A 15,282-nucleotide genomic window follows, 5' to 3' on the forward strand; every position below is an offset into this window, starting at 1 on the left:
AGCTCATGGGCAGGTCGGCGTGATCGCCTGGGCCGCGGTGCGGTCGCCGGCGGTGATCGGCAGCGCGTACTTGCGGGCGACCTGGAGGTAGCGCAGCACGTAGGTGCAGCGGTAGGCGCGGTTCAGCGGCATCCACTCGCCCGGACCGGCGTCGTTCTTGGAGGCGTTGGCCGGGCCGTCGACCGCGAGCAGGTTGGCGGCCTGGTCGTTGGCGAAGTCGACGCGTCGTTGGGCCGACCAGCGGGCCGCGCCCATGTCCCAGGCCCGGGACAGCGGGTAGACGTGGTCGATCTGCACCTTGGACGCCGCGGCCTTGCGGAACTCGACCCGGCGGCCGGTGTAGGGCTCGGACGGCAGCAGGCCGGCCACGACGACGCAGCTCTTCGCGGTGCGGTTCTGCACCACGGTCAGCTGCGCGGCCAGTACGTCGTTACGGGTGTCGCACCCGTTGTGACCGCCCGGGCCGTTGTGGTCATCGGTCCAGGCCTGACCGAAGCGGTCGCGCTGGTAGCCCGGTACGTCCGGCCGGACCGCGACGACCCGGGCCTGCCGCAGCTCCGCGGCGATCGCCTTCGCCGTACCGGTCGCCGGCTTGGCCGGTCCCGTCGGCTTGGGCGCCGGTGACTTGGTGGCGGTGGGTTCGGTCGCGGGACGGGAAGGGGTCGGGCTGGAGCCGGCGGACGGGTAGGTGCACCCGGCGGTTGTCGCACAGACGAGCAGGACCACGGCGAAGCGAAGGCGGATCACGCGACCGCAAACTACCGGCCTGCGAGCGGCCCGCCCGGCGTACGCGCCGACGCCGGGCGATCGACTACGTCACTCGCTCAGGACCTGGACGACGCGTCGATTTCCGCGCCCGCTCGGCGCGTCGGCGGAAGAATGAGTGCGCTTCGGCGGGGCGCCATCGGTGAGCTTGGTACCGGTTGATTGACTGGGGTCGTGGGTACGGGCGACAAGGTGCTGGTAGCGAAGCGATACAAGTTGGGTCCGTCCATCGGACGCGGGGGCATGGGAGAGGTTTTCCGTGCCACCGACGAGGTGCTCGGACGTACGGTGGCGGTGAAGTTGCTGCTGCCGACCGACCGCGACCCCCGAGCCGCCGAACGCTTCCACCGGGAGGCGCAGGCCGCCGCCCGGCTGAGTGATCCGCAGGTCGTGTCCGTGTACGACTTCGGCAACCACGACGACGGCTTCTTCCTGGTGATGGAACTGGTCGAGGGCGGCACGGTCGCTGACGAGCTCACCCAGCACGGCCCGCTGCCCAAGGACCGCGCGATCGACATCGTCGAACAGGCCGCCGCGGGTCTGGCGGCCGCGCACCGGGAGGACGTCGTCCATCGCGACGTGAAACCGGGCAACCTGCTGGTGGCTCCGGGCGGGGCGGTGAAGGTCGCGGACTTCGGCATCGCTCATCTGCCGGGCCAAGGGGCGACCACGCTGACGGCGACCGGTCAGATCATCGGCAGCTCGCACTACCTCGCTCCCGAGCGGGCGCGGGGTGGCCGGGCCGGCAAGGCGTCGGACGTGTACTCGCTGGGCTGCGTGCTGTACCAACTGGTGACCGGGCGTCCGCCGTTCACCGCGGAGAACCCGACCGCGATCCTCTACCAGCACGTCGACGCCGAGCCGGTACGCCCGAGCCTGGAGCGGCCGGAGCTCGCCGGGTCCTTCGAGACCGTGCTGCTGCGGATGCTCGCCAAGGACCCCGCCGACCGGCCGACGGCCGCGGAGATCGCGGACGGCGCCCTGCGGGCCCAGCAGCCGCTCGGTGACGACTGGCGCGCGGTCGCGGGAGTCCCCGCTGCCGCGGGACTCGCTGCGACCGCTCCCTCGGCTGGTGCTGCTGATGTCCCCGCAGGCGCTGATGTCCCCGCCGGGACCAACCCGCTCGAGGTTGCACCCCGGCCGCCGCGACGCCCTTCGACGAAGATGCTGGCGGGGCTGGTCGCCGTCCTGACGACGACAGCGGCGGTGCTGGCCGGAGTCGCGATCTACGGCAACGACCCGACGCTGCCACCGACGACCGATCTGGGTCCGCAACCGGAGCTCACGACCCCCACGCCCGGCACCACCGCCAGTACGACGGACCCGACGACCACGACTTCCACCAGCGGTCCCACCCAAGGGGCGCCCGGCGGCGAGGCGAGCCCGACGGCGACGGTCCAGCCGACCCAGAGCCCGAGCGCGCAGCAGACCCCGACGCCTGGCACCACGCCGACCGGCGGTACGACACCGTCGCCGACGACGTCACCCACGGGGTCCGTGGAGCCGACGCCTACCCCTAGCCAGCCGACCCAGACGACGCCGTCGTCGGAACCGTCGCCTTCGACCACGCCGTCGTCGGACCCGTCTCCGTCCAGCACTCCGGTGAGTACACCACCCACGCCGGATCCTGCGCGGAACACCAGCTCGCCGTCGACGGACTGACTCCGCGCCGGCCGGAGGGTCGACCGGATCGGCGGCTGATTGCCACAGTTAACGATTACTCAGGCGAGCTGTCGACCAGCCGTTGCCGGAGACCGGTCGCGCGCAGCGCGCGGCGGCTGAGTGCGAGCCGGACGGACTCCTCGGTGCCGACAACCCGCACCCGGCTCTCCGCGCGCGTGATCGCGGTGTAGAACAACTCCCGCGTCAGCAGCCGTGACTCCTCGTTCGGCATCAGCACGGTGACCTCGGCGGCCTGGCTGCCCTGGGCCTTGTGGATCGTCATCGCGTGCAGCGTCTCGATGTTGCCGAGGCGGCTGGGTGCGAAGTCGCGGCGCCCGCGCGAGCTGTCGATGCACACCCGCAGCGAACCGTCCGGCCGCCGAATGGTCACCCCGACGTCACCGTTGTAGATGCCCAGCGCGTAGTCGTTGGCCGTCACCAGCACCGGCCGTCCGACGTACCAGGTGTCCCACAGCGGGTCCTCGGTCTCCTCGGTGATCCACCGCTCGACGGTCCGGTTCCAGTGCTGCACGCCCCACAGACCTTCCCGATGCGCGCAGAGCAGGCGATGCCGGTCGAGCGCCGCCAGCGCGGCGTCCGCATCACCGGCCTCGGCAGCTTCCCGGATCGCCAGTACGTCGGGAAGCAGCGCGGCGCGCAAGGTCTCCCGCGGGTCGTCCTGCTCGACGAAGTGCACCCGCTCCCCACCACCCCGCAGTACGCCGAGTACGTCGTCCGCCCGGTCCTCGCGCACGGCCAACGCCAGTTCGCCGATTTCGCTGCCGAACCGGTGCGAGGTCCGCAGCTCGGCGGCCTCGATGTGCCCGCCGGACACCAGCCCGTCGACGAGATCGGCCAGCACCGCGCCCGCCTCGATCGACGCCAGCTGGTCGGGGTCGCCGACCAGCACCAGCCGGGCTCCGGGCCGGACCGCCTCGAGCAGCCGCGCCATCATCGTCAGCGACACCATCGAGGTCTCGTCGACGACGACGATGTCGTGCGGCAGCCGGTTGTCGCGGTCGTGGCGGAACCGGCTGGACGAGTCCGGCCGCCGCCCGAGCAGCATGTGCAGGGTCCGCGCGTGGAAGTCGCCCAGCCGCGCGGTGTCCTCCGGGGACAGCCGGTCGGACATCTCGCGGCGTACCGCTTCTTCGAGCCGGGCCGCGGCCTTGCCGGTCGGCGCGGTCAGCGCGATCCACGGGCGCCGCTCCCCCGCGATCTCCGCCTGCTCCGCGAGCAGCGCCAACAGCCCGGCGACGGTGGTCGTCTTGCCGGTGCCCGGGCCGCCGGTCAGCACGGTCGTCCACTGCCGGACCGCGGTCTGCGCCGCGGCGCGCTGCTCGACGTACGAGCTGCCGGGGAACAGCCGGTCCAGCCCTGCCAGCAGCACGGCTTCGTTGGCGATCCGCGGCTCCAGTCGCTGGGCGCGACGGCGAAGGTCCTGCTCGACCTGCTCCTCCTCACGCCAGTAGCGATCGAAGTACAGCAGGGTCTCTTCCAGATGCAGCGGGTACGGCGCAGCGAGCAGCGGGCTCGCCCTGAGAGCCGTCAGCCACTCGTCGAGCGCCGGCCAGTCCAGCTCGGCGCCTTCCTCACCGACCTCGTCGCGCACCAAGGCGAGGTCGAGGCAGATCGACCCGGCCCGTACGGCGCGCGCCACCAGCGCGCAGGCGAGCGCCACTGTCTCGTCGGTCTCCCCCAGCATGGCCGTGAGCCGCGACGCGACGTGCACGTCGGCGGCCAGGAGCACGCCGGCCGTGTTGAAGTCCCGCAGGATCCCGGTCGCTCCGAGCGCCAGCGCCGAGTCGAACTCATCGACGGTCGTGGTCATGCCGTCCTCCCGTCGAGCAGCTCGGACAGCGCGAGAACCATTGCCGCAGGCAACGGCCAGCTGAACACCCCGGCCGGATGGCCGTCCACCACCGGAGTCTCCGGGCCGCACATCCCGCGCAGATAGAGATAGACCACTCCGCCGAGATGCGTCTCCGGGTCGTACGCCGGCAACCGCCACCGCAGATAGCGATGCAGCACGACCGAGTACAGCATCGCCTGCAACGGATAGTCGGAGTGCAGCATCGCGGCACCCAGTTCGTCCCGCCCGTACGCCGCGGACGTCGCCGGCTGCTCCGGATCGCCGAGCCGGTTCGTCTTGTAGTCGACCACCACGAACCGATGACTCTCGCCGTCCGGAACCCGCAGGACGACGTCGATCGACCCGGACAGGTAGCCACGCAGACTCTGCCCACCGAGCAAGGGCTGTTCGAGCCGTTCGGCGTACGCGAGCAGCGGGTCGTCAGCCGGCAGATGCGCGCGCATCAGCGGCGCCAGCTCGGACAGGTGCACGTCGACAGACGCGTGGTCGCCACCGGCCAGCGGAATCTCGAAGTCCAGCTCCCGAAGCCGGTCGCGGCGGCCCAGATCGCGCAACGTCAGGCCCGGCGCCAACGGCCCGAGCGGCGTGTCGTGCATCGGCAGCATCGCCGTCGCCAACTCGTCAGGCGTCACGTCGACCCGCCAGAACGGCAGCTGGTCCCGGATCCGCGCGGCCAGCTCGGCGTGCAGGTCCGGCGCCAGCGGGTCGGCGTCCTCCAGCACGGCATGCACCAGCGACCCGAACGTCGCGCCGACCGGCAGCCCTTCCATCGGCGACGGCAACGCGTCGGGCGGCGGGATCGTCGGCGCCGGCACCAGATCGACCGCCTCGTCCTCCAACTGGCTTTCCTCCGGCTCGCTGCCGACACCGCCCACCTGCTGCTCCGCGGCCCGGATCAACCCCGAGTACGACGTACGCCGCCACTGGAGGTCGACCTCACGCGAGAAGCGCGCGATCGTCAGCCCACCGGGCGATTGCTCCACAAGGGGCTCGACGTGATCCGCGATCGCGGATTCCTCGACCACCGGTCCCCCGGCCTGCTGCCAGCGCCGGAGCCAGATCAGCACCTCGTCGTCGGACGTCGCCCGGTCCAGCTGGTCGGGCACGACCGCCTCGCCCTGCTTCCGGCCGCGCAGCAGCCGGGAGATTCCGCCGTTGACCTCGTCCCACGACGGCGCCCACCAGGCCACGACCTGGGACTGGGCCCGCGTCAGTGCGACGTACGTGAGCCGGATGTCGTCACCGGCGACCTCGGCCCGCCAGCGCTTCTCGTTCGCCCGGTACTCGGCCCGGCCCTTGCCGCCGATGTCGAGGCTGCGGATGCCGTTTTCGTGGAACAGCAGCAGCTCCTCCTCGTCGAAGATGTGCCGGTTGAAGCCGAACGGGAGGTAGACGACGGGATACTGCAGTCCCTTGCTCACCCACACCGTCATGATCTGGACCGCGGCGGCGTCGCTGTCGAGCCGGCGCGTGCGCTCGGCCGTCCGGCCCCTGCCGGTGCACTCCTGCCGCAGCCAGTCGAGCAACGCGGGCAGCCCGAACTTCTCCCGGTGCGCGGTGTCGTGCAGCAGTTCGGCCAGGTGGGCGAGGTCGGTCATGTCGCGCTCGCCGCCTCGCCAGGCGAGGACCCGATCCGCCATCCCGTTCAGCTGCGCGGCCTCGAAAACCGCCGCGACGCCACGAGCCCGCAGGTGATCGGCCCAGGCCCGCAGCGTCAGACCGATCCGGTCGGTGAGCTCCTCGCCGCCGGCGTGCAGGCTGGCCGCGGTCTCGCCGAAGAACATCGTCGTCGCCGCGGCCCGGACCAGGCCGGAGCGGTGCGGCTGCTCGAACGCCTCCAGCAGACACAGCCAGTCCTGGGCCGCCTGCGACGCGAAGATGTCCAGGTCACCGGAGTAGACCGCCGGGATCCCGGCCTGGGCGAGCGCCTCGCGGCAGGCCCGTGCGTCCTTGTGCGCCTCGACGATCACCGCGACGTCACCCGCGCGCAGCGGCCGTTCGCCGTACGTCGGACCGGCGGCGAGCAGCCGCCCGATGTCGGCCGCGAGATCCCGCGCGATGTGGTCGCGCAGCTCGTCCATCGGGATGCTCTTGCGGGACGACGAGCCGAACTGCTCGCGGCGTACGACCCGGAGCCGGAACGGCGCGTCGCACGGCGCGCCCGCGAGCCGGCTGCCCTGGTGATGGGCCGCGACGGGGTGGACGACGATGTCGGGGTGCCCGAGCCGGGCACCGCCCAGCACGACCTGCAGACAGTCGACGAGTGGCTGATCGCTGCGCCAGTTGGTCCCGAGGGTCCGTCGCTGCCCCGCGGTCGCCGCCGCCGTCAGGTACGTCGCGATGTCGCCGCCGCGGAAGGCGTAGATCGCCTGCTTCGGGTCGCCGATCAGGACCAGCGTGCTCGAGCCGTTGAACGCGGCGTCGATCACCTTCCACTGCACCGGGTCGGTGTCCTGGAACTCGTCGACCATCACGACCGACCAGCGACGCTGCATCCGCCGCCGCGCCGGCGCGGCCGGATCCTGCAGCGCTTCGGCCAGGCGGGTCAGCAGGTCGTCGTACCCGAGCACGCCGAGCCGGCGCTTGCGGCGCTCCACCTCGTCCAGGACGGCCAGCGCGAACTCGACGCGAACCCCCTCGGGAGAGGACTCGGCGTACTTCTCTGGCACCAGTCGGGTGTGCGGGTTGCCGACCACCTTCAGGGCGAGCTCGAGTGCGGTCCCGCGCGTGATCGGCGGCTGCTCCGCCGAACCGCCGAACCGGGCGAGGTAGAGGTCGTCGACCACTTCGGCAACGAGATCGGTCAGGTCCTCGACCAAGGTGACCCCGGCGTCGGTGTCACCGGCGACGCCCAGGGACCGCAGGACGAGCTGGCAGAACTGGTGCGTCGTCGCGATCGTCGCCGCGTCGAAGTTGGCCAGCGCGTCCCGGAGCCGCCCATGCCGTACGGCGAGCTCGGCGGCGCTCCCGTTGACCAGATGTCCGAGGAGCCCGGGATCGCCCCGCCACGGATCGGGATCGGCCAGAGCCTGCTCGGCCTCCAGCAACTGCGAACGCACGCGTTCGCGCAGCTCCTGGCTGGCCGCGCGGCCGAAGGTGATCAGCAGCATCTCGTCGAGGCGGGCGGCGCCCTCGGCGACGTACCGGGTGACCAGGCCGGCCAGCGCATAGGTCTTGCCCGTGCCGGCGCTTGCCTCCAGCACAGTGGTTCCCGACGGCAAAGGCCCCAGGAGATCGAACCCGTCCATCAGGGCGCTCCCTGCTCGAAGCGCAGCATCGGTTCCCACAGACGCGCCGCGTAGGCGCCGAGCCGGGTGGGCTCGCCCTGCCATTCCTCACCCGGACGCGTCGGCTCGAGCAGGACCTTGAGCGGTGCGTTCGGTCCCCACACGCGGACGTGCGCGGGGTCCGCGTTCTCACCGTCGTAGTTGGCGGGCTTCCACCGCCGCCCGGCGGCGGTCATCGGGTCGTCGTCGGTCCGGCGCGCCTGGCACCAGGCGAAGGAGGTCTTCAACGGCAGCGGCAACGGTTCGCGGCGACCGCTGTCGTAGATCGAGATCAGATCGGCGAGGAAGCCACGCGCCTGCGGTCCGACCGGGCCGAACAGCCGGCTCGCCGGAGTGCGGCCGCTGCGGGGACGGCCGATGGCCAAGCCGGTCCAGTTGTGGTCCTCGTCGTTGGCCGACAACGCGAGCAGCTGGATCCAGGAGGTCAGCAACTGCTTGGCGTCGAGCCGCGAGTAGCTCACCGAGACCAGCCGATACCCGTACACGCCGGGCACCGTACCGGTGAGCCGCCGGCCACCGCCGAGCTCCACATCCACGTCGAACGCCGTGGCGCCGCCCTGCCGATGGGGATGCGCGGTGATCGCCAGGCCCCGCGCGATGTCTCGGATCTCCGTTGCGGTCCGCCAGCCCAGTCGTCCCGGCGGCAGCGTCCCCCGGCGCCACTCGGCCTGCAGCGCGGCGTCCGGGTGGATGCCCGCGAGCATGTCGCGCAGCATCCGGTCCCCGACCGACCACTTCTCCAGGTTGTCGATCTCCACCGGCATCGCGTCCGAGACGCCGTCGATCTCCCACGGCAGGGTCAGGTCGAGCGCCCGGAAGAACCCCTTGACCGGGTCACGGAAGAACGCGAGCAGATCCGCGAGCGCGACGTCCTCGCCGCCGGGCAGTATCAGCGGCTCGGCCAGGAACGTCGGCCGCGGCGGCCGCGAGCCGCCGCCGACCCGCGCCGCCACCAAAGCGGTCGGGTCGAAGGTGAACGGCCCCGGCGTACCGAGCCGGCCGGACTCCAAGTTCTTGCGGTCGAAGGGCTGCAGCGGGTGGTTGACCACCACCGCGTCACGCACCTTCGAGTCGGTCGTGCGGTCCAGGGAGTCGAGCAACTCACCCAGCGGTACGGCGGGCGGCCGCGGCTGACCCGAGTACTCGTTGGCGCCGGTGTAGGTGACGACGAGCGACTCCGTGGCGGCGAGAATCGCGTCGAGCATCAACTGCCGGTCCTCACTGCGCACGTCCCGCTCGCCAGTGACCGGACGCCGGGCCAGGACGTCGTCGCCGTCGGACAGACCGAACCGCGGGAACACGCCGTCGTCGAGCCCGAGCAGGCAGATCACCCGGTGCGGCACCGAACGCATCGGCACCATCGTGCACACCGTCAACGTGCCGCTGCGGAAGTTCGCCCGGGTCGGGCGACCGGCCAGATGGGACGACAGCAGTGCTCGGACGTCGGCCAGGCGCAACGAAGTGGCGGTGAGCGGCCCGGCCTCGGCCGCGACCTGGGCGAACTCGCGGTGCACCTGGCCGACCTGCCAGCCGTCGTCCGGCCCGACGCGGGTCAGCCGGTCGATCCCGTCGCGCAGGGCCTCGAGCCAGGTCGCGAGCGGCTGCGTCCCGTCGAGGCGATCAGTTGCCGCACGCAACCGATCGACGTACTCCGCGAACCTCCCGGCCAGCTCGATCCGGGTGCTGCCCACGTCGTCGAGCGGCAGGGTGGTGTCGATCCAGGCGTGCGCGTCAGCCGACATCGTGACGCCCGCCAGGACCCGGTCGACGCCGAAGCGCCAGGTGTTCTGCGGGAAGTCGGCCAGGCCGAACTGGTCGCGGTCGGTCCGGTCGAACGCCCACCGGACGCCCGACTCGCGCACCCACGCGGTCACGGTGTCGAGATCGTCGTCGGTGAAGCGGAAGCGCCGGCGTACCGGATCGGTCTGCGCCAGGTCGAGCACCTGGCTGGCCGTCGCCCTGCTGCCCGCGAGATCGAGCAACTGGGACGCGACGCCGAGCAGCGGATTGGTCTGGGTCAGCGAACGGTCGGCCAGTTGCACCCGGAGCTGATGGGCCGGATGGCCGTTCTTGTGCAGGTCGCCGAGGCCGAAGCGAGCGCTGATCAGCGGCGCGTAGGTCTCGATGTCGGGGCACATCACGAGGATGTCCCGCGGCTCCAGCGTCGGGTCGGCCTGCAGCATGCCCAGCAGCACCTCACGCAGTACGTCGACCTGCCGGGCGGTGCCGTGGCAGGCGTGGACCTGAACACTGCGATCGCCAGGAGCCAGCTGTCGTCCTTCAGAGGCCACGGTGTTGTTGCGCAGATCGTGCTGCAGCCAGCCGAGAAGTGTGCCGGGCGTCGTTGGTGACGGGAGGTGGCTGTCGACGCTCGGCACCGCCGCGAGCGACAGCTGCAGCTCGCGACTGTCCCGCCCGAGGGTCGCCAGGAGTGGGTGTGCGGCCTGCTGATGCGTCACGTCGTTGGACCGCTCTCCCGCAGTCGCACCCTGCAGCCGCTCCCAGAGCACGCCGCTGGGGTTGGGAAGCCAGAGGTGTACGTCGCGGTGCTCGGCCAGCGCCGACAGCAGCTCGATCTCCGTGACCGGCAGCCGCGTGTGGCCGAACAGCGACAGCCGCGCCGGCAGATCGAGCGACTCGGGCTTCTCACGGAGCTGCGCCACCGTCTCGGCGTGACGGACGGTCGGTGGCGGTGCATCGATCCGCTCGGCCAGTCGCCGCCACAGCTCCGGCTGCCAGCTCAGGTCGTCGTCGATGACCCCGCCGAGGCCGTCGGTGTTCCGCCCGGCGCTCCAGTCCGCGAGCACGGCCGGCCGCTGGACGGCGTACGCCGCGAACAGCCGGGCCAGCCGCGCCGCGACGGCGTACCGGCGTCCGCGGCGCAGCTCGGCCTCGGAGCCGGTGTCGAAGTGGCCGAGGTGTCGCGCGACCGGCTCGCACCACGCCTCGTCGAGCGAGTCGTCCAGCACCGCGAGCAGCGGCCACGCCATGGCGTCGGCCGCCCACGGGTCGTCGTCGGTGATCCCGAGTACCGCGGACACCAGCGACCGCGGCGACGTGAACCGCACCCCGGCGCACACGCCGTCGCCACCTCCCGGCCCGGCGCCCAGCCGGTGCGACAGCCGCTGGGACAACCACCGCTCGATCCCCTTGGCCGGCACCACCACCAGCTCCTCGGCGAACGGGTCGGCCGGCGGCACGGCGAGCAGGTCACCCAGTCCGTCGGCGAGCACGTCGGTGCGCTCGGCGCGGTGCAGGTACAGGGTCACCGAGGAAGCATGCCACGCCACCCCGGCACGCCGTCGGAGGGCAGGCCCAGGCTGTGGACGACCGGTCACTCGTCGGGGTAGCGAAGCCCGATCTGCGCGCGGATCTCGTCCATCGTTCGCATGATGCCGACCGACTCCTCCGGCGGCAGCAACGGGCTGCCCGCGGTCTGGCCTGCGGTGACGAGGCGTTCCATCTCGGCCGCCTGGAACTGCATGCCGCGGCCGCTCACCGGTTCGTCGTAACGGTCGAGCACCTTGCCGCTGTTGTCCAGCAAGGTGACCGGCGCCGGCGTGTACCAGGTGTCGGCGATAGCGATCCGTCCTTCGGTCCCGAGCACGGTTGCGCTGTTCGGACCGCGGGTCTCACTGGAGGAGTACGTCGTCGAGATGGCGCCGCCCTCGTGCCCGAAGACGGTCGCCACCGAGGCGTCGACGCCCGAGTTCCGGAACGCGGCGCGGGCCTGGACCTCGACCGGCCGGCCGAGAATGTCCCACGCGAACGAGACCGGGTAGATGCCGAGGTCGAGCAGGGCACCGCCGCCGAGCTGGAGATTGTTGATCCGGTGGTCGTCGGCCTGCGGAAGGCGCTGGGTGTGGTCGGCGTGCACCGAGCGCACCTGGCCCAGCCGGCCCGACTCGATCAGGCGGTGGACGTGGGCCATGTGCGGAAGGAACCGGGTCCACATCGCCTCCAGCACGACCAGGCCGCGCTCCCGGCCCAGGTCGGCGACGCGCTGGGCCTGGTCGCCGGTCAGCGTGAACGCCTTCTCCACCAGGACGTGCTTGCCGTGCTCGAGGGCGAGCTCGGCGTTGGCGGCGTGGAAGTTGTGCGGGGTCGCGATGTAGACGACGTCGACACCTGGGTCCGCCACGAGTTCCTCGTAGCTGCCGTGTGCCCGTGCGATGCCCAGTTCGGCGGCGAACGACTCCGCCGACGCGAGCGAACGGGAGCCCACGGCAACGACCTGGTGCCCGTGGGCCAGCAGGTCGCGGGCGAAGATCTTGGCGATCCCACCGGTGGCCAGGATGCCCCAGCGCACGCTGCCGTCCGAGCGCGGGAACGGCTCCACCGCGGCGCTCACTGGTCGACCCCGTAGTCGAGCACGACCTGCAGCGCCTTCTCCGGGGTGGCGTCGAGCATCTCGAAGGCAGCCGGTGCGTCTTCGGCGGCGACCACGTCGGTGATCAACTCCTGCAGTGGCAGCTTGCCGTCACGCTCCAGCTCTAGAACGGTCTGCGACATCCGCAGCTCGTCCCAGCGGTGCTGCAGGATCGGCGCGACGCCGGAGATCTGCGAGCAGATGATCGCCACCCGGTTGTGGTGGTACTCCTCTCCCAGCCGAACGGCGGTGGCGCCGCCCTGGAAGAAGCCTCCGGCCACGACCCGGGAGCTGTAGGCGACGGTCCGGACCGCCTCCTGCAGCGCCTGGTAGCTACCGCTCATCTCGATCACGACGTCGGCGCCGCGGTTGCCGGTGAGCGCACGGACCCGCTCGGCGACGCTGTCGGTCGTCGGGTCGAGTGTCAGCGACGCCCCGAGCCGTTCGGCCAGCTCACGCCGCGCCGCCACCGGGTCGACGACGATCACCCGGGCGCCGTTCAGCCGGGCCAGCTGCGCGACGATCTGTCCCGGTACGCCGGCGCCGAACACCGCCACCGTCTCGCCGACGTGGATGTCGGCGTCCAGGATCGCGTTCAGCGCGATCGCACCGATCTTGGCGAAGATGCCGGCGATCGGCGTCGAGCCCTCCGGCAGCAGCCGGTCCTGGACCCAGTCGACCGGCTTGACCACCGACGACCGGTGTCCCCAGGTCCCCCAGACCAGGCGACCGACCAGGTCCGGATCCACGTCGTCACCGACGGACTCGACCCGGCCGACCTCCTCGTACCCCCAACCGTCGAGCGGGTAGGAGTGGGTGGAGTCGCCGGGGACGAACAACCGCCGCTCGGCGTCCCACTCGCTGTTGAGGTAGGGGTTGCTGCCCCGGTAGGCGGTGAGTTCGGTCCCGGCGGAGATCCCGGAGAACAGGGTCTGCAGGCGGACCTCCCCCGAGCCGGCCGGCTGGTCGGGGAAGTCGACGACTTCGGCCTTGCGCGGTGAAGTGAAGCGAACGAGACGTCCCACGGTCTAGATCCTGTTCTCGGTGGTCGGGTTGTTGTCAACGGCAACGAGCCGGAAGAGCAGCGCCTGCTCGGGGTACAGCATGGGTGCCTGCAGCCCGATCTCGGCCAGCAGGTGCCCGGTCACGGTGGTCGGCTCGGTCCACCACGACGGCGGGCCGGCCGCCGTACGGGTCAGGGCGGCGGCGGACAGCTCCACCGGCTCGATCCGGTACGACGTCTCGGCCTTCAGCCCGGGAATCCGGATCCTGCCCGGCCGGGCCTGGTCGGTGGTCGACATGGCGACGAAGGCGAACAGCGCCCTGTCCCCGGCCTGACTGACGACCCCGTGCGCCCAGTACGCGTCGTCGGGGTAGTCGCTGTGCACGGCCCGGCCGGAATGGATCAGCGCCCGTTCGGCCTTGTAGAGGTTCACCCAGGCGGCCAGTTCGTCGAGTTCCGCCGCGGAGGCCGTCCGGAGATCCCACTCGATGCCGAAGTGGCCGAACAGCGCGGTCGCGGCGCGGAAGGCGAGCGAGTGGGTGCGGTGCGTGGTGTGCGCCGTCGGTGCGCCGACATGTGCGCCGACCAGCTCCGGCGGCAGCACCAAACCGGTCCACCGCTGGATCTGCTGACGCTCCAGCGCGTCGATGCAGTCACTCGCCCAGACCCGGTCGGTGTGCTGCAGGATCTCGAGGTCGACCCGGCCGCCACCCGACGAGCAGGACTCGATCTCGAGCCAGGAATGCCGACGGCGCAGCTCGTCCATCAGCCGGTAGACCGCCGCCGTCTGGGCGTGCACCCGCGGGGCACCGGTCGCGCGGTCGCCGGCTTCGGCCAGATCGCGGTTGTGGTCCCACTTCAGGTAGTCGATGTGGTGCTCGGCGACCAGCGCGCTGATCGCTTCGAGGATGTACTCGTACGCCGCCGGGACGGTCAGGTTCAGGACCTGCTGGTACCGGCCGCGGAGCGGCAGCCGGTCCCCCGGCGCGAGGATCCAGTCCGGGTGGGCACGGGCCAGGTCGGAGTCCTCGTTCACCATCTCCGGCTCGAACCAGAGCCCGAAGTCCATCCCGAGTCCGCGGACCGCGTCCACCAGCGGCGCCAGGCCGTTCGGCCAGACCTCCGGGTCCACCTGCCAGTCGCCCAGGCCCGCGCGGTCGTGGCGGCGGTGCCGGAACCACCCGTCGTCGAGCACGAACCGCTCGGCGCCGACCTTCGCGCCGTGCTCGGCCAGCTCGACCAGCGACTCGAGATCGTGGTCGAAGTACACGGCCTCCCAGGTGTTCAGCACGACCGGCCGCGGCGAGGTGGGGTGGTTGCCACGGCTCCGCAGAGTCTCGTGGAAAGCGGCCGCCACCTCGTCCAGCCCGGATCCGTACGCCGCGTACAGCCACGGTGTCGTGTACTTCTCGCCAGGGGCCAGCAGGATCTCCCCGGGCAGCAGGAGCTCACCGCCGCCGAGCATCCGGATGCCGGCCAGGCCGAGTTCCGCGAAGGTGGTGTGGTTGCCGCTCCACGCGGTGTGGACGGCCCACACCTCGCCGCGCTGGAAGCCGAACGACGGCGATCCGGCGGCGAGCACCAGGCTCGAGTCCGAGCCGGTGCGCCCGCGACGTCCTTCGCGAACGTGCGTGCCCGCCGTGAAGGGATGCCGCTGGGGAATGCGCTCGCGCAGGTGGCGGCCGGTGAAGTCGAGCAGTTCCTGCGCTTCGGCCGGTACGGGAAGGGCCAGGCGGACGGCGTCCACGCCGTACGGGCTGGTCTCGTCGGTGTTGGTGAGTTCAGCGCGCAGACGGAGAAGACCCGAGCCCAGGAGATCGATCGTCGTGGTCAGCGCGAGCCCTGCGTCGGGGTCGACCGCGTCCGAGACCAGTGTCTGCTGTTCGCCCGGCGCGCCGGTCAGTTCCCAGCCGACCGAGTTGAATCGGCTCGAGAAGGTCGTTCCGTTGCGGTGGCCTTCGAGTCCCGGCAGCCCCATCCAGCCGGCCGATTGCTCCGGCAGGATCGCGGGCACCCCGGCGCCGTGCAGGCCGTCGGCGCCCGACTGCAGCTCGGCCAGCGTCCGCAGGAACGCCTCGTCCGCTGGTGAGGTGGCCAGGCGGGGTCCCCAGTGCAGGACGCGGGGAACGGCGGCCGAGACGTCGACCACCACCGAGACCTGCCCGGCGGTGAGCACCACCGGGCGCACGGGCGCGGCGCCCGTCGATTCACTCATCGGTTCGATCCTGTCGCTAATAATTTCATCGTGAAACGTGTAGGGTTCAGCATGCCACAGGATCGGGAGGTCGGGTGAGTGGCATCCGTTCCGGCGGCCGGCCACGGG

The 15,282-nt window shown here is 71.6% G+C and carries 8 protein-coding genes; 1 reads left to right on the top strand and 7 read right to left on the bottom strand.

What is annotated here, in order from left to right:
• Positions 1-3 precede the first annotated feature (3 nt).
• Positions 4-747 (bottom strand): HNH endonuclease family protein, encoded by a 744-nt coding sequence (locus BWI15_RS10895; RefSeq protein WP_077014217.1) that lies wholly within the window; start codon positions 745-747, stop codon positions 4-6.
• Positions 748-957: 210 nt separating this feature from the next.
• Here BWI15_RS10895 and BWI15_RS10900 point away from each other — a divergent pair, with 210 nt between their 5' ends.
• Positions 958-2,427 carry a serine/threonine-protein kinase gene (locus tag BWI15_RS10900; protein WP_077014821.1) on the top strand — a complete coding sequence of 490 codons (1,470 nt, stop codon included), beginning with the start codon at positions 958-960 and terminating at the stop codon, positions 2,425-2,427.
• Positions 2,428-2,482: 55 nt separating this feature from the next.
• Here BWI15_RS10900 and recD read toward each other — a convergent pair whose 3' ends face one another.
• From recD to BWI15_RS10930, 6 genes are all read right to left on the bottom strand, one after another.
• A complete protein-coding gene (recD, locus tag BWI15_RS10905; RefSeq protein ID WP_077014218.1) occupies positions 2,483-4,258 on the bottom strand; it encodes an exodeoxyribonuclease V subunit alpha in 1,776 nt (591 codons plus the stop codon).
• Positions 4,255-7,548, bottom strand: coding sequence for a UvrD-helicase domain-containing protein (locus BWI15_RS10910; protein ID WP_077014219.1), 3,294 nt, complete (start codon positions 7,546-7,548; stop codon positions 4,255-4,257). Before BWI15_RS10910 ends, recD begins: the two co-directional genes overlap by 4 nt.
• Positions 7,548-10,856: an exodeoxyribonuclease V subunit gamma gene (gene recC, locus BWI15_RS10915; protein WP_077014220.1), complete on the bottom strand. Its 3,309-nt coding sequence runs from the start codon at positions 10,854-10,856 to the stop codon at positions 7,548-7,550. Before recC ends, BWI15_RS10910 begins: the two co-directional genes overlap by 1 nt.
• 65 nt (positions 10,857-10,921) lie before the next feature.
• Complete coding sequence (locus tag BWI15_RS10920) at positions 10,922-11,938, bottom strand: Gfo/Idh/MocA family protein (protein WP_237771221.1); 1,017 nt, start codon at positions 11,936-11,938, stop codon at positions 10,922-10,924.
• Positions 11,935-12,981, bottom strand: a complete 1,047-nt coding sequence (locus BWI15_RS10925) for a zinc-dependent alcohol dehydrogenase (RefSeq protein ID WP_077014222.1) — start codon at positions 12,979-12,981, stop codon at positions 11,935-11,937. The genes BWI15_RS10920 and BWI15_RS10925 overlap by 4 nt, the downstream gene beginning before the upstream one ends.
• Positions 12,982-12,984: 3 nt before the next feature.
• On the bottom strand, positions 12,985-15,174 hold the full coding sequence (locus BWI15_RS10930) for an alpha-galactosidase (RefSeq protein ID WP_077014223.1): 2,190 nt from the start codon (positions 15,172-15,174) through the stop codon (positions 12,985-12,987).
• Positions 15,175-15,282: the final 108 nt, after the last annotated feature.

This window comes from Kribbella sp. ALI-6-A (assembly GCF_001984195.1).
In the GTDB taxonomy this organism is placed as follows: Bacteria; Actinomycetota; Actinomycetes; order Propionibacteriales; family Kribbellaceae; genus Kribbella.

What these genes read in the sequence shown, in the direction of transcription:
- recD (WP_077014218.1), bottom strand. Translation starts at nt 4,258, where the DNA reads ATGACCACGACCGTCGATGAGTTCGACTCGGCGCTGGCGCTCGGAGCG.
- BWI15_RS10930 (WP_077014223.1), bottom strand. Translation starts at nt 15,174, where the DNA reads ATGAGTGAATCGACGGGCGCCGCGCCCGTGCGCCCGGTGGTGCTCACC.
- BWI15_RS10910 (WP_077014219.1), bottom strand. Translation starts at nt 7,548, where the DNA reads ATGGACGGGTTCGATCTCCTGGGGCCTTTGCCGTCGGGAACCACTGTG.